Raw genomic sequence first — 25,267 nt, 5'->3', positions numbered from 1 at the left:
ATCCTGTAACTTATAACGTTCCATCCAGGGAAATATGCATCGGACAGGCCCGCCCGTCGCCATGCCCTCTAACCCCAATTGCGGCAATATTGCCGGTGCGATACAAAAGCGGGGCCGGTGAGTAACCGAAAGCAGGCGGTCCGCATCAAGAAAATTATACCATAGCCGGGTACAGTCATGACCTGGTCGCCAGGTAAACGCATCCCGCAATTAATGGTTATCAGCGATGTGCAATACCATACTCCAGTAAAAAGCTCATAATACCATAAAGATAAACGGACATGATGTATATCCGATCGGCTTTTCTTCTCCTTGCCAGATAACCCTTGGGCAATCCGTTTTCATATTCGATGATATCCATCGGCTTATTCCTTGTTCTCCATGAAAGATGCGCCAACCATATTTACTATAGCAGATGCCATGATGACTATGATCATGAACTGAAAGCAGGCCATGGCGTGTGAATGCATTGGTCCGAATCATTGAGCGCTGAAAGCATGTAAAAACCTCCTGCCTTACCCGCAACAGGCATCGGCAGGAGGTTTGACTGACTCTTATAGCGCTTGGCCGGTTACCAGACGGTCACGCGTTCCTCGGGAGCCAGGTACATGGCATCCCCGGGCTGGATATCATATGTCTTATAGAACTCCTCGAAGTTCTGGAGCACCCTGTTGACCCTGTACTTGTTGGGGGCATGGACATCCTGGGTGGCCAGCATCTGGTATATCTGTTCGGTTCCCGTAAAGCGCCAGATGGCCGCATAGCTTTCGAACAGCGCCTTATAATCCACATCCGGAATATCGGCGGCGATGTCCAGGATGCAGGCCATGGCGCCGATGTCAGCCACGTTCTCGGATACAGTCAGGTTGCCGTTGACCACCGCGCCGGGCGCGATCACCAAACCGTCATACAGGTCAATCACGGCCTGGCACTTCTGACGGAACACGGTATAGTCCTGTTCAGTCCACCAGTTGTTCATATTGCCGTTCTCATCAAACTGGGCCCCGTTATTGTCAAAGGCATGGGTGATCTCATGGGCGATGACGGTTCCGATGCCGCCCAGGTTCTGTTCACGGCTTGCGTTAACATCATAGTAAGGCGGCTGGAGGATTCCGGCAGGGAATACGATTTCATTGTTTGTCGGGTTATAATAGGCGTTGACCATATGGGGCGGCATATACCAGGCCGACCTGTCCACGGGCTTTGAGAGAAGGGACTTGTTCTCCTTCACCTGGGCCGAGTTTATGGCAAATATGTTCCCCAAAAGGGAGCCGCCATCCGCATAGGTCTTGATGCTGATATCCTTAAGCGGGTCTTTCCATTTGTCCGGATAACCGATCTTGACCTTGATGGTCTTCAGTTTGGTAATAGCCTTCTCCTTGGTTTCCTGGCCCATCCAGTCGAGAGCTTCAATACGGTCCTCAAATGCTGCAATGATGTCGGAAACGATACTTTCCACATCCGCTTTGGCTTTGGCGGAGAAATACCGCTCCACATAGATCCTGCCCAGGTAATCGCTCATTACCGAATTCAGTAAATTGAATGCGATTTCCTCTTCATCCATGGTGGAGCTGATGCCATAGAAGGCTTTCTGGAAGTTCATTGTCACATCCCTGAAATCCTTTGACAACAGCGATGCCGTACTGGCGAGGATCCGGAAGCGGCAATAGGTTTTCAGCACATCAAGATTATCGTCTGAAAGGAGTTCCCCGGTCTTCTTCATCAGGTTTACATCGGACAGGATGATGGTGTCCACCGAACCAAATCCCAGGTCGCTTAAATATTTATCGAGATCCACCGATGGGAACATCCCGACCAGCTCAGCCCTGGATACCGGGTTATAGATGTTCTCCACCTTGCTGGCTTCCTCGTTCTTCATGGTGTTCTGGGCAATAACCTTTTCAAACGCATACAGGCTATGGGCCTTTTCTGCGGCTTCTGCCTCCGGTATACCGGAAAGCGAAAATAATTGGGTGATCACCCCGGTATAAAGGGCGTCGATCTGAGGATTCCCCATAAGGATATAGTCGGCAGGCAAACCGGTTGACAGCCCGGCAGCGTAAAGGCTGTGGCGGTTGCTGTCATTCAGGTCGGCATCCGGCGCAAAGCTCACCAAAGGCCTCATACCGGTCTCCGCCTCAAGCTGTACCATGGCATCCAGGAGCTCCTGCGCTGAAGACACCCCATCGATCAAATCCAGGTACTTCTGGATAGGCTTTATACCTTCCTTGTTGCGGTTTTCCATATCCAGAATGGTCAGGTAGAAGTCCGCAATCTTCTGTTCAATGGTCCCTTCCTGGTAGGTATCCCGATTCTCCACAAGATCCTTGACGATGGCCTTCAGTTTATCGGTATTCCTTCTGTCCACCTCGTCAAAAGTGGTCATCCCGGGATAACCTGCGGGGAGCTTTGTGGTGGAAAGCCACTGGTGGTTTATGGCATAGAAGAAATCATCCTGGGGTCTGATTGAGGATAAGGCCCTGATCTTGTTGAGAACCACTTCCAGCTGTCCCTTTGTGAGGTAATCGTCCGAACCAAAACAGCCATTGCCGTAACCGCTCATGAGGCCGGCAGATGTGATACGGTCAATCTTTCCGGCAACCTCGGCGGGAACATCCTCAAATGCAAGGGGTGACCTGATGGCAGGCAGCTCTCTCATGGAATTGCCGACAATCAGCGCAAATTCCAGGCGAGTGATGTGTACGCCAAGTTCCAGCGCTTCACCCGGTTCAACCGGCAACAAGCCGTTGGTAATCGCTATGGCGATTTTGTCCGCATTTTCGGAATTTATCTGATCCGCATCGGAAAAGACGCTCAAATCGCTTGGGGCGTCATTGAGCGCAGCCAGGCCGATGGTGTTCAGCAGGCTGACCACCGCTTCCTCCCTGGTGACAAACTCTTCCGCCTTGGAAGCCGCCTGTGCCGGCACGATGCTGAACAGCAATGCCACGCACAACAGGATACCCAACATCCTGGCTCTGATCTTGTTCATCGTTAAAACTCCTTTCTGCCGTATATGGTATATCTTTCTATATATACATTCGTATCCAGCAGATGTCTGATTAAAAATCCTGTTTTATCCAGCGCTGATTGTATTTAAGCTTAAACACATACTGCGCAGTAATAGTTTTCTCGTTCGCAAACGCCGGTATGATGCCATCATCCACCGCCGCTGCCATCGCTGAAAAAGGCAATTCCACATGATTTTTCAACGTGCCTGTATTTTGAAATTTCAGCCATGGCATTGAGAAGGATTTGGGTAATCTTTTTCTTTTCTTGGGAAAACGATTTGTCAGATTAGAAGATGAACAAACAGGCCTCCATAGACGGAGGCCTGATGTTGAATACCTGATACCCATTCTTTCAGGTTCTCAGACTGTCTGTCCGGGTGTTTCCCGGTCGTTTATCCTGGACAGGATGGATACACCGATGAAGCTCAAAATGATCATGGGAAGGACGAATATGAAATAAGCCAGGAAGATCAGGCCGGCCACGGCGTACAATATGCCTGCCGTCAGTGCCCCCCATACCTTGTTGTTGAAAAACCCAACCCAGTTGAAAATGGCGGCCAGCCCCACCAGAACCATATGGGGGGTTACAAGGGCTGTGGCGATGGCCGCGCCAATTTGTTCTGCGCCCTGGCTTCCGGAAACCGCTCCTGAAAAGTAGAACACCAGATAGAGGGTGTATATGGTGCCCAGGAGGGCCGAGAAGAAAACAACCTTGCTTCTGTACCTGAACATACCATGCTCCTTTGCTGTCATTTCTTGATTGGACTTAGCTTGCGCACAACCTGTTGGTCTTATGTTGGTATTTATGCGCATCCACGGCACGGATCGGCAAAATACGGCGGACACGCATGAGGCAGGCCGACGCACAAACCTAAATTTTTCTATATATCTAATATATAGGTAGTTAACACCCATTTTCGCCATTATAAGGGTTAATTTCGCCATCCGGCTTTTTAAGTCGAATTTTTGATTATAATTAGTAATAAATTTATCCCCGATCAAATGCAACCGACCCTGGGATCAACGGCTGATCCCGGTATGGGCGCAAATGTTACCGAATACGGCATCACCAGGACCTATTATTTTTCCGAGGACGGTCTGATGGTAGTCGGAAAGTGACATCCGCTCAACGGCAAATGGTACAACTTCCATGCAAACGTCTCTATGGTCCGAAACACCGTGGTGGACGGCCGTGAGGTGGATGCATGCGGCGCCGCAAAGCCTGAAAAAATTTATAGGCAAAAATAAAAGGGGCTGTCTCAACACATAGTCTGAGGCAGCTCCCTGTTTATCTGAAAACCCTTTGGAACCCGGCCGGGGTTATGGGTTGTTATCCCCGATCTCCCAAAGCCACCTGTCCCCCTTGCGCAGGTCGAGCACCTTAAGCAGCGCATCCACCTGATAGGTGGCCGCACTCAGGTCCTGGTTGGGTGATGTGGGATTCCTGTAAGCGATGCAGGGTATGCCCGCCGTCAAAGCCGCCTGGATGCCCAGGCGCGAATCCTCTATGGCCACAGCCTGGTGTTTTTCCGCGCCAAGCCTCTCCATGGCCAGAAGATAAATGTCCGGGGCCGGTTTGAGGTTTTCCACGTCATCCCCCGTCACGACCGCTTTGAAACGCGACGCGATACCCAGATAATCCAGCACCGCTTCCACCAGCATCCTCCTGGAGGAAGAACCGACCGCCAGGCCGATACCCATCCCTTCCAGCGCGTCCAACAGTTCAAAAAGGCCGGGAGGCGGCGGGCATTTTTCCTTGATCATCGTATCGATGAGAAGACGCATCTGGGTCCGTTCCAGATCCGCCGCGGTCTCCTTAAGGCCATATTTTTGCACCATTTTCTCCCAGAAGGCCAGGGTGCTGGAACCGATCACCGAGGACATATCCATATCCGGAACGATCCCGAAGGATGCAAGCACTTCCAGCCTTGACCGGGCATGCAGCGGTTCGCTGTTGATAAGAACACCGTCCATGTCGAATATGAAGTTCATAGGCCAATCCTTTTTCCGTTGTTGTCTGATTTTTTGCATGATCATTATTATATCTCGAATTCCGCCTTTGGTCATCCCTTTGATGCCCTGTCAATCAGCGCCTGGTAGCTGTCCCACACGGAATCGAGGGCATCAATGGTCTTGCAGTACAGTTCATATTTCTTATCATAAACCTCGAAGTTGTCCGGATTCGGCATAACAGCGGGAGCCAGCCTGCTCATGGCATCCAGCGCTTCATTGATGTTGGCGTAATCCCCAACGGCCACCGCTGCGGCTATGGCGCTGCCCAATGCGCCGGTTTCCCGAACGGCCACCGTTTCCACGGGGCATTTCATCACATCGGCGAAGATCTGGGTCCAGACCTTTGACCGGGCCGCCCCGCCCGCCAGCCGTATGCTCTTGGGATCGCGTTCCATGCACTTTCTCAGCTTCTCGTAATGGTAGCGGTGGGAGAAGGCAATTCCCTCAAAGACACTGCGCAAAAGGTGTGCACGGGTATGGTAGCTGCTCATGCCCACAAAGCTTCCCTTGGCGTTGGGATGGACATTGCTGGCCATGAGGAACGGCAGGAAGATAGGGCAGAATTCGGAAGGCGCAATGGATTCCACCATCTTGTCGATCTCCTGCCAGGGTGACCTGCCGGCCCGCTTCTCCTCCCGGATAAACTCGGGCATCAGCGTTTGGACGAACCATTCGTTATTGCCCGCACTGGTGGGGCTGCATTCTTCGATCAGGTAGTATTCGGGTATGCAGAACAGGGAGTTCATCATGACCGTTCCGTCCAGGACCGGCGTCTTGCGGATGAACTCATTGATGCTCCAGGTTCCGGCGATCATGCAGACATGGTCCTCATCGGCCACATGGGCTGCCAGGGCGCAGGCGTCGATGTCAAACATGCCGCCGGCCACGGGTGTCCCTTCCCTGAGGCCGGTCTTCATGGCCGCTTCCGCGCAGACCGTGCCGCAGATATCGGTGGACAGCCGCAGCGGGGGCAGGGCATCCATCAGTTCGGACAATCCGAAAAGTTCCAGGATGCGCGGATCATACTGCCGGGTATGCAGGTTCACCAGGTTGGTTCCGGAAAAGTCGGTCATTTCCGCATAGGCTTCCCCCGTGAGCCTGAACCGCACATAATCCTTCGCTTCAAAGATATACTTGATATTGTCCATGATCTCGGGCTCATGGTCCTTCAGCCAGGCCAGCAGGGCTACGGGCTGGCAGGCCATGACATGCTGGCAGGTGAGCTCAAAGGCCTTTTTCTCGGTGCCGTCCTCGCGCCATTTCACCATGTATTCCCAGGCCCGGTTGTCGGTGGAGATGATGCCGTTGCGCACCGGTCTGTTGTTCTTGCCCCAAAGGTACAAGCCCTTGCCGTGGCCGCAGATGGCCACCGCCCGCACATGGGAAGCGTCGATCCCGGTCTTTTCCAGCACCTCGCGGATCACAGCGCAGTTGGCTTCCCACATCTCATCCATGTCCCGTTCGGTAAAGCCGGGCTTCGGTGTGAGCATCCGCGTCTCAACCGAGGCAAAGCCCACCTCATTTCCCTTTTCGTCATACAGGGCCGCCTTGGTGGTGGTCCCTCCGTTGTCCAATCCCAGATAATACCGCATATCCTTACCCTCCCATCGCAATTGCGAACTGTTTTTCTATCCACGCCTTGGCGTTTCCAACAACCTCCATGTCATCCTGGCCTTCCTGGTACCACATCTCTATCAGGTATGGTCCGGTATACCCAATCTTCTCCAGGATGGAGAAGCACAGCGGGAAGTCCACGCATCCCTTGCCGAAGGGCACATTCTTGAACTGCCCGCCAAAGTTTTCCGTAACGGCAAGTGTATCCTTGAGATGGACCTGCACGATGCTCTCCCTGCCCTTCTTCAGTTCGGCCGGCACATCGTTCCCCCAGGCACTGAGATTTCCCACATCGGGATAGACCTTCAGCCACGGGCTGGCAATCTGCTTCTCATAGAAAAGGTGCTTGGTGATGGAATTGAGAAATGCCGTATCCATGATCTCATTGGCCAGCATGACCCCTTTCCGGGCTGCCTGGGCCGTTGCCCATTTCAGTCCCTCAAAAAAGAGGCGACGGCTGTCAAAGGTGGATTCCTCGTAATAGACATCATATCCGGCGAGCTGGATGGTTCGGATGCCCAGATCCACTGCAAAATCGATAGCCTTTTCCATGATCCAATAGGCCTTCTTCCTCTTGACCGGATCCGCGCTGCCAAACGGGAAGCGCCTGTGGCCGCTCAGGCACATGGAAAGGATTGGAATGCCTGTCTGATAGGATGCCCGCCTCAGTTCCTCGCGTTCTTCTTTCGTCCATTCCAGCCTGGCAAGGCGATCGTCGCTCTCGTCGATGCATATCTCAATAAAGTCAAATCCCAGTTCCTTCACTTTTTCCAGGCGTCTGTACCAATTGTCTTCCGGGTTCAGCGCTTTTTCATAAATTCCGAGCAAATGGTTACCCAGCATATCAACAACCCCATTCCCAATGTTGTAATCCTTGAAGTCTTTTTTGAACAACCGCTGCCGCCGGCAGCAGCGGTTGTTCGCCCCCCCTATCTCAATAATCCGGCCTAATTCGCTCAGTTTGTTGAACCAATCAGGGAAAAGGACTTGAAATTGATCTCCAACGATTCGTAAAGCTTCTTGTATTCCCGATAAAGCGCCCTGTACCGCTCCACCCAGGCAGGGACAGGCTCAATCCTTCTTGCTACCTTAAAGCCTGCCGCGGCGGCTTGTCCGGGAGTCTCAAACTCGCCGGTATAAGCGGCCATCAGGCAGGCAAGGCCGCCGTTGGCCCCCAGGGTATCGCGGGGCACGATAATCTCGCGGTTAATGACAGAAGCCTTGATTCTAAGCCATATGTCGCTGTTGCTGCATCCGCCGACCACATAGAGCTGTTCAGGGTGCAGACCGATTTTCTCCGCTTCCTCCAGGTTATCCAAAAGGGCAAAAGCAGCGCCTTCCATGATGGCCCGGATCATCTGGGCACGGGTGGTGCCCATGCTCAGGCCGAAGAAAACGCCCCTGGCATCCGGATTCCATATGGGAGCACGTTCCCCCACCATGTAGGGCAGGAACAGCAAATGCGTCGGTTCAGGCGCATCACGTTCGACCTCGGCATCCATGCGCGCATAGACATTCCTCTCGCCGGCTTCCACGCCATAGAGCGCGTCCCTGAACCATTTGAGGGATCCGCCCGCGGAGCTCATGGCCCCATACAGGTAATGGGTGCTGTCGTCGAAACCGTTGAGATGGGACAGCTTGATGGTGGTCAGCGGCTTGTCCAGCCCGATGAGCATGACCGAGGATGTACCGGTCATCTCCAGGGCGATGCCCTGTTGGACGCCCGCTTCAAATGCGGCTGCTGTCGCGTCCACGGATCCGGCGAGGACGGGCGTGCCTTCCTTCAGGCCGGTCTGCTCCGCAGCCTGGCGGGTAACGGTTCCGATCACCTCGCCGCAGTCGTACACATCCGGCGTAATGGCCATATCCACGCCGATGGCGTCCAGGAGTTCTCTGCTCCAGCATTTGTGTTTCAGGTCGTTGGCCTGGGTCAGCGAAAGGTTGGCGCTGTCTATGGTGAACTCTCCTGTCAGCTTCAGGTTCACATACCCGTTGGCCTGAAGGATCTTATAGGTCTTGTCCAGAAGCTCCGGATGATGGCGTTTGAGCCACATGAGCTCGGAAAGCATGAAATAGGTATCCAACCGGTTTCCGGTTATCTCGAAAATCCTTTGCGCGCCCACCGATTGTTCCAGCAGTTCAAGCTCCTCCGTGCTCCTTCGGTCCATCCAGATCAGCGCATCATGGAGTGGGTTGCCGTTTCTGTCCACAAGGAGCGCGCATGGGGACTGGCAGCTGATGGCCACAGCCTTGATGTCCGCAGGATCGATGCCGCTTTGGGAAAGCACCGAACGGATGGTGGCTTTAGCTCCCTCCCACCAGTGTTCCGGGTTCTGCTGTGCCCAGGAAGGGGCGGGAAAAGTCGTGGGATATTCATAACTTGCATCCGCCACCGCCCTGGGGCCTTCCCCGAACAGGACGGACTTGACATTGGTGGTTCCGATATCGATTCCCAGGGTATAACTCATGCCTTTATCACCTGCGGGTTGCAGATGAATCGTGGCCTCCCCCCGCCAAGCAGAATTTTGAGCTGTTCCATGATGATCTCGGTCTGATGGCCGATGATATCCCTTGAGGATCCGGCCAGGTGCGGTGTAAGCACCGTGTTCTTCAGGCTGAGGATTTTATCCCCCGCAGGGATGGGTTCTACTGGGAATACATCCAGTCCGGCGCCGGCGATGCGCTTTTCCTTGAGCGCGTCATACAGGGCATCGTAGTCGATGATGGGCGCCCGGGCGGTATTCACCAGGTACGCGGTGGGCTTCATGAGGTTGATCATCTCACGGCTGATGAGGCCCCTGGTTTCGGGTGTCACGTTGCAGTTGACCGATATGAAGTCGGATTCCCGCATAAGGGTTTCCAGGTCCACCAGCTTCCCGTTGACGAAGGCAACATCTTCCGGTTTGATATAGGGATCGTAGATGAGCAGGTTCATGCCCAGGGCATATGCCCGTTTGGCCACTTCTCTTCCGATGGAGCCGAACCCGACTTGGCCGAAGTTTTTCCCGTACATCTCCGGTCCTCCGCCATACAGGGCAAAGGGCGCCCTGGGATCCATGGACCATTCCGAGATGACATGCCTGCGTTCGCCCTGTTTATCGCTGTATGTACAATTGGTCAGCTCGTCGGTATATTTCAGCAGATGATCGGTCAGCGCGATATTCTTGGATACGCACATCAGAAGGGCGATGGTGTGTTCGGCCACGGCGACGGCATTCCTTCCCCCCGCATAAAGCACCGGTATGCCCTTTTCGGTGGCCGCCTCGATATCCACGCTGGCAAAGGCCTCGTTGCGGCAGCAAACGATAATTTTCAGCGCATCCGCTTTTTCGATAACTTCCCGGGTGATATCCTCAAATTCGCTGATGAGAAGTTCGACGCCTTCCAGCGCCCGGATCAGGTCCGGTGTTGCCATCTTGACGCCGTGGACGCCATAGCCGTCAAAGCGCAAATCGGTGGCGATGGCTTTCAATTCGTCCAGGAATCTTTTGTCAAACCTTGCTGTAATCAATGTCTTCATGTCTTTTCCCCCCCCAGCCGGTTCCAAAACCGGGAACCAGCGCTTCAGCTCTTTATGATTTCCTTGTTGAACAGGCGCTTCGGGCTCTCCCCGTTCACAAAACGGGCTATTTCATCGGCTATCATCAACGAATGCTGCACCGGCACATCACTGGACGCTCCGGCGATATGGGGCGTGATGAGCACGTTGTCCATTTGGAGCAAAGGATGGTTGGCGGGCAGCGGTTCCTCCCAGAAAACATCCAGAACGGCTCCCGCAATCCGCTTTTCTAACAGCGCGTCCATAAGCGCCTTCTGGTCGACAATGACGCCCCGCGCCGTATTGATGAAATAGGCTGTCGGTTTCATCAGGGAAATCTCCCGGGCGCCGATGAGGCCCTTGGTCTCTTCGGTCACCTTGCATTGAATGGATACAAAATCGGACCGGGAAAACACTTCTTCCATGGTGGCCGGCTCAATGCCGTCGGCTTGAAGTTCCTCCGGCGGGACGTAAGGGTCGTAAGCCATGAGCCGCATCCCCATGGCCTGAAGGATCTTGGCAAGTTTTCTGCCGATGGCCCCGTAGCCCACCATGCCGAAGGTTTTGCCGAAGACCTCAAATCCCTTGAATGCGATGTACGGATTGGCTCCAGGATCGTTCATGGACCAGACCATGTCATCCCTGTATGTCACGTCGTAGATGTTGTCCTTCGGCTCGCCCAGGTACCTGCCGCTGCGCAATTCATGGTAGGAAAGGGCAATTTTGCGGATTAAAGCGATCATGGCACCGACGATGAATTCGGCCACCGAGTTGGCGTTCCGGCCCGGGGTATAGAGCAGCGGTATGCCCCTGGCGGTGCAGGCGTTTCTATCCACATTGACCGGATTGCCGCGGACGCACATGATGAGCTTCAGATCCGGGCAGGCATCAATCACCCTGGCGGTCACCTGCTCGAATTCCACGATGAAGATCTCCGCACCCTGTAAAAGCCCGATGAGCTCGTCCTCGGACATGAGCCTTTTTTCCAGGGCCCAGCCGCCCACGGTGACATCGCACATGTCTTTAATCTGGGACAGATAGGGTTCCATCAGCTCGGCCGTGATGACGCATCTGGGTTTTGCCATATCCCTCACCTCTGTCCGTACTTGTTCATGAAAAAGTCATACATGAAGGCGATGTCCTCCGGGCTCAGCTCCACGCCGCCGCCGACGGCCTGGGTCCCGATATAGACCTGAGCGGCTTTTTCAAGAACCGTGGCAGCCACCAGGGCCTCGTCCAGGTTACGGCCGCATGCCACCGCGCCGTGGTTGGCGATGAGCGCCCCCATCCTTCCCTTCAGGGCCTCGGTCACCGCTTCTGCCATGTCACCGGTACCGGGCAGGGTATAACGGGCAACCCGTACTTCGCCGCCCAGGATCTGCACCTGGTCGTCGCAGATGGGCGGTATGGGCTTATGGGCAGCCGCCATGACCAGGGCGTATGTGGAATGGGTATGTACCACTGCGCCTATTTCAGGCCTTTCAAGCAGGATCCTGGCATGCATGGGCGTTTCAACCGTGGGTTTCAGGCTGCCCTCATAGGTCAGGTCATGCATGTTGACAACCACCATGTCTTCAGGCCTGAGGGTTTCATACTTCATGCCCGACGGCGTTACAACCATGTAGTCGTCGTCCAGCCTTGCGCTGATATTGCCCCAGGTCCCTACCACAAGATTGCTTGACGCAAGTTTCTTCGCCGCTTCGCATACCGCCGCCTGAACTTGTTTTGCTCTTTCCTTGTCCATAGTGATTTCCTCCGTACACTGTTAAAACTTGATCTGGCTTCTTTTCTTCCAATAGAACGCCATGGCTTCCTGCAATTCCTTAAAGAGCCTGAAGACTTCCATGTACTTGGCGTGCCTGTCCATATCGGGCTGGAAAACCGTCACTTTCTGACGTGGGAACTGGGAGTAATCCTTCACATATCCCAGGGCCACCTGCAGGACGCGGATGATGCCGAGGACTCCCATTTCCTTCTTCTCGATCCGGCTGGCCGGCTTTCCAATCACATCGCTGAACATCTGGCATACAAACGGGCTCACCGAGGCGCCGCCCGACAGGTACAGGGTATTGAACTTTCCGCCAAAGGCCTGGAAACAGTCATAGAAAGAACAGGCCAACCCCTCGAAAACGCTGCGCATCATATGCAGCTTGGAATGGGCCTGGGTCAGGCCGAAGAAGCCGGCTGTGGCAAAAGGATTCTTGAAGGGAGCCCTTTCACCGCAGATATAGGGATGGTAGATGAGTCCGTCACATCCGATGGGAATCTCCTTCAGCTTTTCTTCAAGCTCAGGGTAGGGCGTATCCGCGAAAAGCATGGCTTTGATGAAGTCCATGGTGGACGCACCCGACAGGGTCGGCAGGATCCAGAGATAGGTGCCCGGCACCACATTGTGCATGAGCAGCCCGCGCTTGTCCGCCTGATCCATGGTCTCCGGGTCCAGGATGATCTGGTTGCTGAGGGTGGTGCCGATGATGGTGCAGGAATTGCCCACCTCCATGACATCGGTACCCAGGGCCACCGTGCAGACATCGATGGCGCCCTCAATGACCGGGGTGCCTTCACGGATGCCGGTCAGCTCGGCAACCTCCCGGGTGATATGACCGATGATACGTGTGGATTCCACCACCTCCGGCAGGATGCGCCGGCATTCCGACAGATCCAGGACATCCAGGATCCGCTGGCTGTATTCCCCCGTTTTGATATTGAACATCGAGGTGCTGGCATCGGTATAATCGGTATAAATCTTTCCGGTAAGCTTGAAGTTCAGCCAGTCCTTGCAGTGCAGGGCCCATCGGATGCGCCTGAAATTTTCGGGCTCATAAAGCTTCATCCACTTGAGCAGGGCCGTTACCGAACCGGCATAGACCGCGTTGGTGCAATCGTCCTTTATGGCTTCTTCCAGCCCTTCAATCCCCTCAAAATCAATGACCCTGGACCGCGTGTCATTCCAGAGGATGGCGTTCCGGACAGGGTTGCCGTCTTCATCGACAGGCCAGAGCCCGTCACCCTGTCCGGTAACGCCCACCCCCGCTATCTGATCCCAAATATTTGGGTTACGAGCTTTAAGCGCATGTGTCATGCGACACATGCGCTTCCAATAGTCACTCATGTCTATCTCGCTGGCTCCGTCAAAGGGTGTGTAGACAGAAACGTATTCTCGCTCTTCGTCCAAAAGATTAAATTCACTGTCCATGATTGAGGCTTTTATATAAGAGGTTCCCCCGTCAATGCCCAGAAAAAACTGTTTACACACTTCGCTCCCTCATTCCATCTGCTGTCGTTGAGTGACTATCAGTTAGCAAGCAATGCTATCATGCTGTCTGCCAAAGAGGCTATCAGCAGGTTGCAGGATACCGATCCGGCATCCAGAACGCCCCTTGAGCGCTCGCCCAGCCTGCTGGCCCGGCCAACCCTGGCCACCATGTCCCTGGTCGATTCCATGCCTTCCCTTGCCGCTTCCTTCATGGCCAGAAGCGCCTCTTTGAAGCTCCTGTTCTCTTCAATGGCCTTGTTGTAGGCCTCGGTGGCAGGAATGAGCACGTCCATCAGGGTCTTGTCCCCTCGCTTGGCGTTGCCGAGCTCGGATACGCCCGCAAGGGCTTCGTTGATCATCTTTTTGAACACGTCGCGGTTGATCTCCGGCTCATCTTTGCAGCTGCGTGCCATCCTGTTGAAGAAGGTGCCGTAAAGAGGTCCCATGGAACCGCCAATTTCGGTAAGCAGAACACGGCCAAGGGTCTTCAGGGACTCGGACAGATCGGCATCCGCATCCTTCAGGCGTTCACCGCATATGGTGAAGCCCTTGTTCATGTTGATCCCATGGTCCCCGTCCCCGATGAGGCCGTCCACCTCGCTGAGGTAATCCTTGTTTTCCTGGATGGTTTTCACCAGGTTCAAGACGATGACTTTGCCATCCTTGTTCAAGAACTTTTCCATAATCCGCTTCCTTTCCTTATTTGCCGAAGACTTTGAGGCCCATGGAGTTGCACTCCAGGTCGAGGAGTTCCTTGAGCTCATCATCAAGCTTCATAGCGGTGAAAGTGGCACCCATCATTTCTAGGGATGTAAAATAGTTTCCGACAAAGGATTTGTATACCTTGATGCCTTTTTCGGCGAGGAGTTCTTCGATCTTGTTGTACAGGATATACAGTTCCATGACGGGTGTGGCGCCCAGGCCGGATACGATCACGGCCACCTCGTCGCCTTCCACAAAGGGCAGGTCGGGAACCACGATATCCACCATCATCTTTGCCATCTCATCGGCGGTTTTGATTTCGCAAACCTCTACGCCGGGTTCGCCATGGTGGCCGATACCGACTTCCATGGTGCCGGGCTTTATTTCAAAGTTGGGATGCCCAACTGCAGGAATGGTACAAGGCGTTAACCCGATACCGACCGAGCGGGTGTTGTCGATGGCCTTCTGGGCCGCGGCGATGACCTCGTCCAGGCTTCCGCCGAGAGCGGCCTTGGCACCGCCGATCTTCCACATGAACACTTCCCCGGCCACGCCCCTTCTCTTATGGCGCTCTTCCTTGGGAGCCGATGCCACGTCGTCGTTGGCCACAACGGTCTTAACCTCTATGCCGTCGTCAGCCGCAAGTTCGATGGCCATCTTCACGTTCATATTGTCGCCGGCATAATTGCCGTACAGGCAGGCTACGCCCTTGCCCGAATCGGCTTCCCGGAAAGCATCATAGAAAGCCTGGGCGGTAGGAGACGAGAAGATTTCGCCAACGGCCACCGCGTCGCACAGGTTTTTGCCGATATAGCCGATGAATGCCGGTTTATGTCCTGAACCGCCGCCTGTTACCACGCCTACCTTGCCTTTGACAGGCGCATCCTTATATTTGAGGACCCTGGGGTTGGAGGTTGGCATCACAATATCGTCGTGGGCCTTGACAAACCCTTTCAGCATATCCTCTACAACCATGTCGGGCTTGTTGATAATCCTTTGCATAATCTCCCTCGCTTTCTTCAACACGCGTTATCATCCTTGAGAAAACGGCTCTCGTAATCTTTGATACGCTGGACCTTGGGCGCTGAGCCTCCGCCTTCAAAGTCGCATTCCAGCCATTGTTCCACCAGCATTTTCCCTAGCTGAGGAGCGATGATCCGGGCGCCCATGCACATGATCTGCACATCGTTGCTCTTTCTGGAGCGCGCCGTGCTGAAGGGATCATGGCAAACCGCAGCCCTTATGCCAGGCACCTTGTTGGCCGTAATGCACATGCCTATCCCGGTGCCGCAAATCAGAATACCTCTCTGGTGCCTGCCTTCCTTGATGGATTGTGCAACGGCTACCGCAATATCCGGATACAGCACGGGTTTGTCGTCAAATGTTCCAAAGTCTTCTACCTCATATCCTTTCGCGATGAGCATTTCCTTTATGGCGTCGCGGAAGGCGCATCCGGCCTCATCGCATCCTATAGCTATGGAAATCATTGTTTACCCCCCCAAATGATTGACTTGCATTACATGCCAGGGATAATGGCAACCTTGATGGAGTTGTCAGCACCGCTTCCGGCAATCTCAAAGGCTTTCTTCCAATCGTCCAGGCTGAATTTATGGGTCACGACGCCATCGGTGGGAAGAGAACCGTCAGCAATCCATTTGATTACCGATTCATAGCAGTACGGGCTCAGGTGAGCACCGAAAAGGTTGAGCTCCTTGGTATCGGAAATGATGCTCCAGTCAACCGTTGTCAGTTCGCCGAATACGGAGAACTCCACAAAGGTACCCATCTTGCGGATCATCTCAAGTCCCTGCTTGACGCTGGAAGGATGGCCGGTGGCTTCGATGTAGATGTCGCAGCCATAGCCGTCGGTCATTTCCATGATCTTCTCAACCACATTGACTTCGCGCGGATTCAGAACGATATCTGCGCCGAACTCCTTCGCTTTCTGCAGGCGGAGATTGTTCATGTCAAGAACAACCAGGGTGGCAGGATTGCGCTTGCGGATGGCACCAACCATGCCAAGGCCCAGAGTACCGGCGCCTGAAAGCACCACGAAATCCTCGTTGCCAATGTTTGCCCTGTCCACGCAGTGCTTGGAACAGGCATAGGGCTCTATAAGCAATGCCTTTTCGACGGGGAGATCTTTTGGAACTTTGTACTTGAGGGATCCATGAGGCAGACGCATGTATTCAGCCATGCCGCCGTTGACGTTGTTCTGGAAGCCGTAAACGTCATGCTTCTGGCACATCCAGTAACGGCCGGTTTTGCAGAACTTGCATTCCCAGCAGGGAACGATCTGGTCGGAAACCACGCGGTCGCCAACCTGGAATTCCTTCTGGTCAGGACCAACTTCCACAACGATACCTACAAATTCATGTCCGGGGATCACAGGCGCCTTGATGTACGGAGGATTGCCCTCTCCGCCCCAGAACCTGGCGGCGCCGTGGTATGCCTTTACGTCGCCTGCGCAAACGCCGCAGCCTTCAACCTTGATAATGACTTCATCGCCGGTGGCGCGGGGAGTGGGAACCATCTCCAGGCGGTAATCGCCCGGTGCGTAAGCTACCAACGCTTTCATCTTTTCGGGAATGTTACTCATCTCTCATACCTCCGTTTCATTTCATTTTTTAGGTCTGATTCTATTGCCGGTTTCCAGGTCGAACAGGTGTGTCTTTTCCCCGTTGACTTCAAGCTTGATCTGCTCGCCCTGTCTGTAACGTGTCTCATCCTCTGTGATCATCATGACGAGTTCTTCACCCACGCGGACACCGATTCTTCTCTCTGCGCAGAGGTCCTCGAACACGGCCACCTTGACCGGCGTACCCTTGGAATCGGGGCCGCCCACATAGATATCCGTGGGACGAACGCCCATCTTCACCTGCATGCCGTCCTTCAGAAGGTCATAGTACCTTCTCGGGCAGAGAATCCTGAGCTCGCTGTTTTCGAAGGTGAAGTAGAAGTCATTCTCGTGCTTGATGATGGTGGTCTTGAGGATGTTCATGGGCGGCTCGCCGATGAATCCTGCCACGAACTCGTTGGCCGGATCGTCGTAAACCTCCATGGGAGTACCGAACTGCTGGAGCACACCCAGGTTCATGATGGCCATGCGGTCTGCCAGGGACATGGCTTCCAGCTGGTCATGGGTAACGTAAACTGTTGTACACTTGATTTCGTTATGGAGACGTTTGATCTCGGTTCTCAGCGCCTGGCGCATCTTGCCGTCCAGGTGGGACAGCGGCTCGTCCAGGAGCAGTATTCCGGGGCGGCGCACGATGGCGCGGGCGATGTTGACGCGCTGCTTCTGTCCGCCCGACAGGGAGACGGGCATCTTGTCGAGGAGATCCTCCACCTTAAGAAGCGGCGCAATCTCATGAACGCGTCTCTTGATTTCATCTGCGGGAACACCCTTGGCCTTCAGGTTGAAGGCGATATTGTCATAAACGGTCAGGGGCGGATAAAGGGCATAGTCCTCGAACGCCAGACCGATGTTTCGATCCTTCGGATGGAGATCGTTGATCCGCGTATCCCCGATATAAATGTCACCAGCCGTTATATCCTCAAGGCCTGCGATCATGCGGAGTGTGGTGGTCTTGCCGCAACCGGACGGGCCCAGTATGGCAATGAACTCACCATCCTCGCACTCCAGGCTCAGGTTGTTGACTGCAAACTCATTTTTGTCTGTCTTCTTCTTGCCTTTGTTCTCATAGCGTTTATACAGATTTTTGATGATCAGCTTGGACATTATTGCACCCCCTTGCTCAGCTGCTCCTGCACAAGCCTGTATATGGCAGCCTCATCAGAGGTGCCGATAAACTGGGTGGTTTGTGCATTGAAGAATGTGGCTTTGCTGATTGGCAACTCGACATAGACATCCTGGTCCAGCTTGACCTGCAGATCATTGGGCGCGATCATCCGGAGGAACTGGTCGCCAATCTTGGCAATCAGGACGGCCTTGTTACCGATGGATTCAAAGCTGTAGACCGTTCCGCGCAGCAAGCCATCTTGCTTTTGGAAGGTGTATTTGACGTTGTTGGGTCTGAAGCCCAGATGGTACTCGGTGATACCGGAATCGACCAGCTTCTTGATAATTCCGGAGTTCTCAGGCAGCGGCATCAGATAGCCCTTCTGCATGACTTCAACATAGTATTTGCCGTTATCCACAACCAGGCGTCCGTCCACCAGGTTGATTTCGGGCTCGCCCACGAGGGTTGCCACAAACTCGTTGCAAGGCGTGTAGTACACTTCCTCACGGGTTCCGACCTGTACGATTTTGCCTTCGTTGATGATGGCGATCCTATCGCCAAGGCTGACCGCCTCCAGGAAGTCGTGGGTGACATAGATAACGGTGGAGTTGAAGCTGGACTGCATTTCCTTCAGCTCACTGCGCATATGATGGCGCAGTTTGGCGTCCAGGTGGGCGATGGGCTCATCCATCAGGAAAACGTTTGGATTCCTGACCAACGCCCGTCCGATGGCCACGCGCTGCTTCTGACCGTTACTCAACTGGCTGGGCAGCCTCTCCACCAGATGGTCGATTCTCAGGATCTTCGCTACACGATGGACTTCCTTGTCTATGGTCGCATCGTCTTTCTTGTAGAGCGGGCTGCGCAGCGGAGATGCGATGTTTTCATAAACCGTCAGGTTGGGATACAGGGCATAATTCTCAAAAACCATCGCCACGTTGCGGTGTGAGGGATCCACCTTGTTCATGATCTCCCCGTTGAACTTGACGAGGCCCTCCTCGGGCATCACAAGCCCGGCAACCGTATTGAGCAGCGTGGTTTTTCCCGCGCCTGCCGGTCCGAACAGAACAAAGAACTCATTGTCCTTGATCTCAAGGTTTACGTTATCGAGAGCCGTAAACTTTCCAAATCGTTTGGTTATATTTAAAAGTTCTATCTTAGCCATTTTCTCACCTTATCCCTTCACAGCACCAAAGCTGAGGCCGCGTACCAGATGTTTCTGTATGCACAGTGCGAAGATAACAGCGGGAAGCGCTGAAACTGTCGCCGCAACGGCCATCTGACCGTAGTGAACCGTATCCGAAGCAATGTACTTGAGCGATGCAACCGTAATGGTCTCAACCTTCGTACCGCTCAACATCAGAGGGAACGTGAAGTTGTTCCAGGCAAAGATGAAGGCCAAAAGGCTTGCGGAAACCAGTCCGGGTTTGATCAGGGGCAGAAGCCTCTTCAGGAACACCTGCCACCAGGTATAACCGTCCACCATGGCCGCATGCTCGATTTCAACCGAAATGTCCTCGAAGTAACCGCGGATAACCCATATGAGCAGGGGCATGGTGATGAGCTGGTACACCCAAATCAGGCCGAAATAGGTATCGTAGAGGCCGATCTTCTGGTAGATCATGAACAGCGGAAGAACCACCAGGATTTCAGGAGCGAACCTGAAGGACAGGATGGTAAAGGCCAGGTCTTCCTTCTTCTTGAAGTTGTACCGGGCCAGGGCATAGGCCGCCGGAACACCGGCCAGGACTGAAACCAGAACCGCTATAACCGATACGATAACGCTGTCAAAGAAGTACTTGAAGTAGTCTGTGCGGAGAAGCACCGCTTCATAGTTTTCCAGGGTGGGATCGAAGATGAACGTGGTGTTGAACATCTGCGCGTCGGACTTAAAGGAAATCAGCACCATCCAGAACAGCGGGAACAGCGCGAATATGGCATACAGCGCCAGAAGGCCGTTCTTCACTGCGTTGTTGATCATTCTTTTCCGTCTCATGATTTACCTCCTTCTGCAGCATCCCTACCGCTGGCTACCTTCTGTGAATACTGCCACTTCTTGACGATCTGCTTGGCGGTCAGGTTAACGATAACCCACAGCACCAGGATGATAGGCAATGATGCGGCAAATTTCTGGAAGGCAAAGCCCGTGTTGTAGGCTGTAACCGACAGGTTCATCAGGGTATCTCCGGGGCCTCCCTTTGTGAGGGCAAAGATGATGGAGAATTCCTGCAGGGAAGCCATGAGTCGGAACAGCAGCGCGATGTAGATACAGGGCTTAATCATGGGCAGCGTCAGGTTCCTGAAGTTGAACCAGGCGCTTCCGCCGTCGATCTTGGCCGATTCAAACGGCGATTTGGGCAGTGACTGAATACCTGCAAGAATAAGGATGATAACAAAAGGACAATATACCCATGTATCGATCAGTACCGCCGTGAACATGGCCGTCGCATGGGAAGCGGCCCAGGGGAAATTGTAAACACCGAAAATGTTCAGGAATTTTTCCAGGATACCTACCGAGTTGTTGGTCATGAGCTGCCATATGATTGTCGCAATTGCGGGCGCAACCATCAGCGGGAAGGTCAGCACAACTCGCAGGAACTTTGTAAACTTGTTCTCCGTATTGCCGAGCAGCAATGCTATACCCAGACCCAGGCCCATTTCCACGATTGTGGCGAAGAATGCGTAACGGATGGTAACCCATATGGCGTGCCAGAAGGCCGGGTCCTTGAACATGTTGAGCCAGTTCTTCAGCCCGACGAATTTAAAGGTGGGCAGCTTGAAGGTATAGCTTGTAAAGGAATAATAGATTGCCATTGCAAACGGTACCAGGATACCAATTGTAATCAGCAGGGATGGCGCCATGATTAAATAAGGTCTGGCTTTTGTCAACCATGGCACCGTATTGAGATCGTTCTTGGCTGCATCTTTCTTGTTGAAAGCCATCTTCTTGCCTCCTCAATCCATTTTCTTTTGAGGTTTTAGGGTATAGAAAACCAAACTTTGTAAAATTTTCTTTACAAAGATTCAGGAATGAAGCTATTGAGCTTTGCTAATGCTCTCGTTTTTTGGGATATCTATTCAGATTTGCGCGTCATCTGTCGGCTGACAGCGAGGCTTTCATTGGTTGATTGACTCATCCAGGCGACCTTGAATTTTCGGCAGGAACGAACGATTATAACAGGAAGCCTATTGCGAGAATCTGTGGATGGGAACTGGGGACATTAATAAAACTCAATAACCTCATCCCGCAATACATGCTGCATTCAACTTCCTCGTCTCTCCTTCTGATTTTGGGATGCAGGCGGGGGTTTGCGGCCCCCGGCCTGACATCAATTTTGTCTCGCAAGTCCCTCAACAAGAAACCTATCGCGTTATTCAACCTCGATGTCTTCTACGATACGATTCAGTTTCTCTGTGAGCTGCTTCATAGCTTCCTCGGTGGATGAGTACTTGCCACCAACCAGATCCTGCAGGGTAGCTGCCCACTCAGTTGTGGTCTCAAAGAAGTAGGGCTGAGGTGTGAACTGAATGGTTGCGTTGGGCAGACCCTTTTCGAGAGCTTCCAGGTAGCCGTAAGCCTTGCCTACAACTTCCTTGTACTTGTCGCTCTCAGCTACAGACTTACGCGGAGCGTCAACACAGTTGCCTTCGGTACCGGACCAGAGCATGAACTCAGGGCTGGTGAAGTACTGGATGAAGTACCAGGCAGCGTCCTTATTCTTGGAAGCAGCGTTCATAGCCATGGACCATACCCAAACGTTGGACTTGGAAGCGGTTGCTCCGGGCGGCAGCGGAACGTCAACCCATGCCAGGTTGCCGGCTTCGGCTGAAGCGCCTGCGGGATTCTGGAAGTAACCGTTACAGGTAGCGTCGAAGAGCATTGCAGCCTTTCCTGCGCCGAGGTCAGCACCGGCCTGATACCAGGTGTAGGTGGACCACTGAGGAGAACCGCCGGCCTTGATCAGCTTCACCCAGTAATCGGTCATAGCGATAGCTTCCGGAGAATCCAGCTTACATACGAGTCTGCCGTTCTCGATGACGAAATCCTGAGCGCCCCATGTTGCAAACAGGGACATGTAGCCAGGATGGATGGTAGCCCAGTTTCTTGTACCGCGAAGTGCTATACCGTAGCTGCCAGGGCCGTTGAATTCCTTCAGCTGGCTGGCGACTGCAAGCAGTTCGTCGGTGTTCGTCGGGGGCTTAAGACCCTTTTCGTCAAAGACTCTCTTGTTGTAAGCCAGGTTGTTGATCTCATAGCCCATGGGGATTGCCCACTGAGAGCCTTCGCCAACCTTATGTCCGGGAACGAGGTCCCAACGGAGCGTACCTACGATGGAAGGATAGAAGTCAGCAAAGTTGTAATCGGGAGCTGTCTTGTTGGGATCGTTGATGTAGCCTTCCAGGGGCTCAATGTAGCCGGCGGGAGCATATTCCCAAACCTGGTAGGCACCCGTCATGAAGATGTCAGGGTTACCGGAACGGCTGTTCAGAGCGGTGGTCAGCTTGTCGAAGTAGTTCTCTTCCGGAGTAACGGAGTACTGAACAGTTATTCCGGTCTTGGCTTCAAACTCAGGCAGTTTCTCGATGACTGCGTCAGCATAGGTGTGCTGGTTGAACATAACGTTCAGGGTTGTGCCTTCATAGGCGCGCCAGTTGAAACCTTCTGACGATCCTGAACCCGACTGGTTGTTGTTTGAGCCGGATCCTGATGACTGGCTTGGTGCAGGCGTTGCGTTTGTTCCGCCCTGGGAGCCGCCACAGGCTACAAAGGTAAGAGCCAGGGCCAGGGTCATCACCAAGACAAGAGCCCGTCTGAATTTCTTCATTCAAAAATTCCCCCTTTTGATCTTTTTGGTTTTTTGTCGCTTCATGCATCAGACTCATGAACCTTCTGCATGACTGCTGACGTATGGATCGCATGCAATTCCCATATCAGCTCGTTCACTTTCATTGTAATATCCAAAACCACGGCGCTAAATGGACTGATTTTGTATTTTCTGCACAATGTTTAACAGGCGTATAGTTATTTTTTTGTCAAAGCTATAATTCTATTTGATATCCTGAAAAATTTTTGTGTAATTTTTTAAGGCTGCGCTCAATTGACCTTAAAACGGGCAATGGATTCACTGAGCATCCTGGCCGCATCATCAAGCTGCTGAGCGAAGGCCGAAAGCTGTTCGATGCTTGAATACTGCTCCTCGGAGGATGCAGTCACCTCCTGGGTGGATGCAGCAATCTGCTGGGAAACCGCCGAGATGTTCTGTATGGCCAGGGTAGCGTCGTCCTTGAAACGGTTCATCAGTTCCACGCCGTTGGTGATTTCGTCCACCTGGCTGCCCAGTGAACCCAGGAACCGGGATATTTTGTCGAATATCTTCAGGGTGTCAGTCAGGGCAGCGTTATGGTCCTGCAGGATGTTCTGGGACGCCTCGGCCCGTTCCACTGCGCGGGCGGTCTGGGAACCGTTATCCTTGATGATCTTTGTAATTTCCCTTGCAGCGGCAGCCGACTGCTCGGCCAGCTTCCTGATCTCGTCTGCCACAACGGCAAAGCCCTTGCCGGCCTCACCGGCCCGTGCCGCCTCAATGGCCGCATTCAGGGAAAGCAGATTGGTCTGGCTGGCAATATTGTCGATTACGACAATGATCTTGCCGATTTGCCTGGAGTTTTCCTCCAGGGCGCGGATATCGGCGATGAGCCCCTGGGTGTTCCTGATGGTTTCCTTTGCCTTACTTTCAAGCGAGCTGGCCGATATCTGGCCTTGACCCACCAATGTGGCCGCTCCCTTTGAGTAGGAAGCTATGGTCCCGGCATGCCTGGAAACCGAATTGATCTGCAGAGCCAGCTGCCGCATTTTCTCAGAGCCTTTTTCTGCATCGGCGGCCTGCTCTGTAGCTCCCCTGGAAATTTCACTGACCGCATTGGCCACTTCCTGGGATGCGGCTGCTGCCTCCCTGGACGTCACCGCGACGGTATGGGCCGATTCGATCACCTTTCGGGCCGTATCGGCAGCGTTCTCTATCAGTTGACGCATATTGCCGATCATGGAGGTAAACGCTTCTGCAAGGGTGCCGAACTCATCCTGCCTGTGGTTTTGGAAGGTTACGGTGAAATCCCCGCCAGCCGCTTTACGGGATGCCTGGATCAGCCTGTTCAGCGTTTTGCCCATGCTCATGGCAAGAATGAGCCCAATGAGGATGGCAACGGACGCTGATATAATGGTCAGAAGCAATGTCGTCCCCTTAATGGCCTCCGCCGAAACCACAAAATTCCATGTGGGAATCAGGCCCACCAGCAGATAGCCCGTATCACCCACCCGTGTATACAGGACGAGATGCTCCTCCCCTTTGTATACATCTTCAAAGGCACCGGATTCCGATCCGCTTTCCGCGATTTTCGCGAAAAAGTCCATACCGGTGATGGGCTCCCGGGCTTCCGTGCTCATGACAAGCGTGCCGGATTCTTCATCCATCTCATAAACGATATCCCTGTTGTCAGGGCTTACCAGGTGCAGTTCGCTGCCGCTGCCGGGGTTGACGCCATGGAAGGCGTCTGCTGCCAGCCTGTCATTGACGTCTATGATGATATAGCCCCTTGTCTGGGACAGGCCTGCGCCCTTAATGGGGCGAATCAGGGACATGGCATAGGATGAGGGATTGGACAGCAGCGCGTCCAGCTGGAGATGCTCACCCACCCAAAGCATATTTTTTTCCTGGGCGGTATTCATCAGGGAATCCCCCTGCAAACTTTCAAGTGCATTCTTGGCCAGGTTCGAATTGTGGGTGATGACCGAGCGGCCGTTTCCCAGCAGAACGGCAATTTCCGCTATTTCCGGATATCTGGCCTTGAGCGAGGTGAGCATTTGATTGAGACGATCCCTGGCGTCCAGTATGGCGGAATTATACTGTTCGTTTACGGATACCACATATCTTTGAAGATCCTTGTCCTCGGCTATCTGTTTGGCAGCAGATTCCACGACGGACATGGTATTTTCCAGATACCTTGTGATCTGCTTGATGGTCTCCAGTGATGTCTTCTCGGCTGTCTCCCTGATGGATGAGGATGCCCTTGTATACGAGAGTTGACCTAGCAGGATGATGGGCAGAATGGTGAGCATAAAGGCCAGGATCAGCCTGGCGCGGAAAGTCAGCAAGCCGCTGAGGGATTTCCCGGGGCCGGCGTCTTTCCTGGCTGTGTTGGTCTTAAGTGGTTTCATGGTATTCCCCCGTGCCAATAGAATATCTGGCCGGGTCATGCATCCCGCGGGCATTCATGTCCCAACCACAAATCCTTGATGATTCAATTGTAGAACGTTGGAAATGCTATTGAAATGGAATATGTTTATACTTAATTCACAATTTTTAGCTGCTTTTGCTTGCGCAGGAGAAAG

Annotated in this window: 22 protein-coding genes; all 22 read right to left on the bottom strand. The window is 53.5% G+C overall.

Annotated elements, in window-relative coordinates; genetic code table 11:
* Window positions 1-220: 220 nt before the first annotated feature.
* Window positions 221-361, bottom strand: coding sequence for a hypothetical protein (locus F3H12_RS13205; protein WP_188118341.1), 141 nt, complete (start codon window positions 359-361; stop codon window positions 221-223).
* Window positions 362-571: 210 nt separating this feature from the next.
* Window positions 572-2,992 carry a M13 family metallopeptidase gene (locus F3H12_RS03365; RefSeq protein WP_149677945.1) on the bottom strand — a complete coding sequence of 807 codons (2,421 nt, stop codon included), beginning with the start codon at window positions 2,990-2,992 and terminating at the stop codon, window positions 572-574.
* A gap of 70 nt (window positions 2,993-3,062) precedes the next feature.
* Window positions 3,063-3,359: a hypothetical protein gene (locus F3H12_RS03360; protein ID WP_149677944.1), complete on the bottom strand. Its 297-nt coding sequence runs from the start codon at window positions 3,357-3,359 to the stop codon at window positions 3,063-3,065.
* A gap of 12 nt (window positions 3,360-3,371) precedes the next feature.
* On the bottom strand, window positions 3,372-3,743 hold the full coding sequence (locus F3H12_RS03355) for a hypothetical protein (RefSeq protein ID WP_149677943.1): 372 nt from the start codon (window positions 3,741-3,743) through the stop codon (window positions 3,372-3,374).
* Between the two features lie 588 nt (window positions 3,744-4,331).
* Window positions 4,332-5,003 carry an HAD family hydrolase gene (locus tag F3H12_RS03350; RefSeq protein ID WP_188118340.1) on the bottom strand — a complete coding sequence of 224 codons (672 nt, stop codon included), beginning with the start codon at window positions 5,001-5,003 and terminating at the stop codon, window positions 4,332-4,334.
* Between the two features lie 71 nt (window positions 5,004-5,074).
* Entirely contained in the window at window positions 5,075-6,616 is a 1,542-nt protein-coding gene (locus F3H12_RS03345; protein WP_149677941.1) for an FGGY-family carbohydrate kinase, read from the bottom strand.
* A gap of 4 nt (window positions 6,617-6,620) precedes the next feature.
* Complete coding sequence (locus F3H12_RS03340; protein WP_207706788.1) at window positions 6,621-7,532, bottom strand: L-ribulose-5-phosphate 3-epimerase; 912 nt, start codon at window positions 7,530-7,532, stop codon at window positions 6,621-6,623.
* Between the two features lie 62 nt (window positions 7,533-7,594).
* Window positions 7,595-9,106 (bottom strand): xylulokinase, encoded by a 1,512-nt coding sequence (locus F3H12_RS03335; protein WP_149677940.1) that lies wholly within the window; start codon window positions 9,104-9,106, stop codon window positions 7,595-7,597.
* Window positions 9,103-10,158 (bottom strand): 2-hydroxyacid dehydrogenase, encoded by a 1,056-nt coding sequence (locus F3H12_RS03330; protein ID WP_149677939.1) that lies wholly within the window; start codon window positions 10,156-10,158, stop codon window positions 9,103-9,105. The genes F3H12_RS03335 and F3H12_RS03330 overlap by 4 nt, the downstream gene beginning before the upstream one ends.
* 44 nt (window positions 10,159-10,202) lie before the next feature.
* Window positions 10,203-11,261 (bottom strand): 2-hydroxyacid dehydrogenase, encoded by a 1,059-nt coding sequence (locus F3H12_RS03325; RefSeq protein ID WP_149677938.1) that lies wholly within the window; start codon window positions 11,259-11,261, stop codon window positions 10,203-10,205.
* Window positions 11,262-11,266: 5 nt separating this feature from the next.
* Window positions 11,267-11,920, bottom strand: coding sequence for a class II aldolase/adducin family protein (locus F3H12_RS03320; RefSeq protein ID WP_149677937.1), 654 nt, complete (start codon window positions 11,918-11,920; stop codon window positions 11,267-11,269).
* A 21-nt stretch (window positions 11,921-11,941) separates the two neighbouring features.
* The gene (locus F3H12_RS03315) at window positions 11,942-13,432 is read right to left on the bottom strand and encodes an FGGY-family carbohydrate kinase (RefSeq protein ID WP_188118339.1); all 1,491 of its coding nucleotides are present in this window, start codon (window positions 13,430-13,432) and stop codon (window positions 11,942-11,944) included.
* 38 nt (window positions 13,433-13,470) lie between these two features.
* Window positions 13,471-14,115, bottom strand: a complete 645-nt coding sequence (dhaL, locus tag F3H12_RS03310) for a dihydroxyacetone kinase subunit DhaL (RefSeq protein WP_149677935.1) — start codon at window positions 14,113-14,115, stop codon at window positions 13,471-13,473.
* 16 nt (window positions 14,116-14,131) lie between these two features.
* Window positions 14,132-15,136: a dihydroxyacetone kinase subunit DhaK gene (locus F3H12_RS03305; protein WP_149677958.1), complete on the bottom strand. Its 1,005-nt coding sequence runs from the start codon at window positions 15,134-15,136 to the stop codon at window positions 14,132-14,134.
* Between the two features lie 17 nt (window positions 15,137-15,153).
* Window positions 15,154-15,618 carry a ribose 5-phosphate isomerase B gene (gene rpiB / locus F3H12_RS03300; protein ID WP_149677957.1) on the bottom strand — a complete coding sequence of 155 codons (465 nt, stop codon included), beginning with the start codon at window positions 15,616-15,618 and terminating at the stop codon, window positions 15,154-15,156.
* Between the two features lie 32 nt (window positions 15,619-15,650).
* On the bottom strand, window positions 15,651-16,733 hold the full coding sequence (locus tag F3H12_RS03295) for an alcohol dehydrogenase catalytic domain-containing protein (RefSeq protein ID WP_149677934.1): 1,083 nt from the start codon (window positions 16,731-16,733) through the stop codon (window positions 15,651-15,653).
* Window positions 16,734-16,754: 21 nt separating this feature from the next.
* Window positions 16,755-17,876, bottom strand: a complete 1,122-nt coding sequence (locus F3H12_RS03290) for an ABC transporter ATP-binding protein (RefSeq protein WP_149677933.1) — start codon at window positions 17,874-17,876, stop codon at window positions 16,755-16,757.
* The gene (locus tag F3H12_RS03285) at window positions 17,876-19,042 is read right to left on the bottom strand and encodes an ABC transporter ATP-binding protein (RefSeq protein WP_149677932.1); all 1,167 of its coding nucleotides are present in this window, start codon (window positions 19,040-19,042) and stop codon (window positions 17,876-17,878) included. The genes F3H12_RS03290 and F3H12_RS03285 overlap by 1 nt, the downstream gene beginning before the upstream one ends.
* A 9-nt stretch (window positions 19,043-19,051) precedes the next feature.
* Window positions 19,052-19,873, bottom strand: coding sequence for a carbohydrate ABC transporter permease (locus F3H12_RS03280; RefSeq protein WP_149677931.1), 822 nt, complete (start codon window positions 19,871-19,873; stop codon window positions 19,052-19,054).
* Window positions 19,870-20,820, bottom strand: a complete 951-nt coding sequence (locus F3H12_RS03275) for a carbohydrate ABC transporter permease (protein WP_149677930.1) — start codon at window positions 20,818-20,820, stop codon at window positions 19,870-19,872. Before F3H12_RS03275 ends, F3H12_RS03280 begins: the two co-directional genes overlap by 4 nt.
* Window positions 20,821-21,248: 428 nt before the next feature.
* Window positions 21,249-22,703 carry an ABC transporter substrate-binding protein gene (locus F3H12_RS03270; protein WP_149677929.1) on the bottom strand — a complete coding sequence of 485 codons (1,455 nt, stop codon included), beginning with the start codon at window positions 22,701-22,703 and terminating at the stop codon, window positions 21,249-21,251.
* Between the two features lie 269 nt (window positions 22,704-22,972).
* A complete protein-coding gene (locus tag F3H12_RS03265; RefSeq protein WP_188118338.1) occupies window positions 22,973-25,093 on the bottom strand; it encodes a methyl-accepting chemotaxis protein in 2,121 nt (706 codons plus the stop codon).
* Window positions 25,094-25,267 lie beyond the last annotated feature (174 nt).

It is taken from the genome of Thermoclostridium caenicola, assembly GCF_900142095.1.
Taxonomy (GTDB): Bacteria; Bacillota; Clostridia; order DSM-8532; family DSM-8532; genus Thermoclostridium_A; species Thermoclostridium_A caenicola.
This window is presented reverse-complemented; position numbering and strand designations above follow the sequence as displayed.

Excerpts from the sequence above, each read along its gene's own strand:
- dhaL (WP_149677935.1), bottom strand. The coding sequence starts at position 14,115 with ATGGAAAAGTTCTTGAACAAGGATGGCAAAGTCATCGTCTTGAACCTG.
- F3H12_RS03330 (WP_149677939.1), bottom strand. The coding sequence starts at position 10,158 with ATGAAGACATTGATTACAGCAAGGTTTGACAAAAGATTCCTGGACGAA.
- F3H12_RS03325 (WP_149677938.1), bottom strand. The coding sequence starts at position 11,261 with ATGGCAAAACCCAGATGCGTCATCACGGCCGAGCTGATGGAACCCTAT.
- F3H12_RS03365 (WP_149677945.1), bottom strand. The coding sequence starts at position 2,992 with ATGAACAAGATCAGAGCCAGGATGTTGGGTATCCTGTTGTGCGTGGCA.
- F3H12_RS03350 (WP_188118340.1), bottom strand. The coding sequence starts at position 5,003 with ATGAACTTCATATTCGACATGGACGGTGTTCTTATCAACAGCGAACCG.
- F3H12_RS03290 (WP_149677933.1), bottom strand. The coding sequence starts at position 17,876 with ATGTCCAAGCTGATCATCAAAAATCTGTATAAACGCTATGAGAACAAA.
- F3H12_RS03335 (WP_149677940.1), bottom strand. The coding sequence starts at position 9,106 with ATGAGTTATACCCTGGGAATCGATATCGGAACCACCAATGTCAAGTCC.
- F3H12_RS03275 (WP_149677930.1), bottom strand. The coding sequence starts at position 20,820 with ATGGCTTTCAACAAGAAAGATGCAGCCAAGAACGATCTCAATACGGTG.
- F3H12_RS03355 (WP_149677943.1), bottom strand. The coding sequence starts at position 3,743 with ATGTTCAGGTACAGAAGCAAGGTTGTTTTCTTCTCGGCCCTCCTGGGC.
- F3H12_RS03285 (WP_149677932.1), bottom strand. The coding sequence starts at position 19,042 with ATGGCTAAGATAGAACTTTTAAATATAACCAAACGATTTGGAAAGTTT.
- F3H12_RS03295 (WP_149677934.1), bottom strand. The coding sequence starts at position 16,733 with ATGAGTAACATTCCCGAAAAGATGAAAGCGTTGGTAGCTTACGCACCG.
- F3H12_RS03280 (WP_149677931.1), bottom strand. The coding sequence starts at position 19,873 with ATGAGACGGAAAAGAATGATCAACAACGCAGTGAAGAACGGCCTTCTG.
- F3H12_RS03265 (WP_188118338.1), bottom strand. The coding sequence starts at position 25,093 with ATGAAACCACTTAAGACCAACACAGCCAGGAAAGACGCCGGCCCCGGG.
- F3H12_RS03345 (WP_149677941.1), bottom strand. The coding sequence starts at position 6,616 with ATGCGGTATTATCTGGGATTGGACAACGGAGGGACCACCACCAAGGCG.
- F3H12_RS03270 (WP_149677929.1), bottom strand. The coding sequence starts at position 22,703 with ATGAAGAAATTCAGACGGGCTCTTGTCTTGGTGATGACCCTGGCCCTG.
- F3H12_RS13205 (WP_188118341.1), bottom strand. The coding sequence starts at position 361 with ATGGATATCATCGAATATGAAAACGGATTGCCCAAGGGTTATCTGGCA.
- F3H12_RS03360 (WP_149677944.1), bottom strand. The coding sequence starts at position 3,359 with ATGGGTATCAGGTATTCAACATCAGGCCTCCGTCTATGGAGGCCTGTT.
- F3H12_RS03305 (WP_149677958.1), bottom strand. The coding sequence starts at position 15,136 with ATGCAAAGGATTATCAACAAGCCCGACATGGTTGTAGAGGATATGCTG.
- F3H12_RS03320 (WP_149677937.1), bottom strand. The coding sequence starts at position 11,920 with ATGGACAAGGAAAGAGCAAAACAAGTTCAGGCGGCGGTATGCGAAGCG.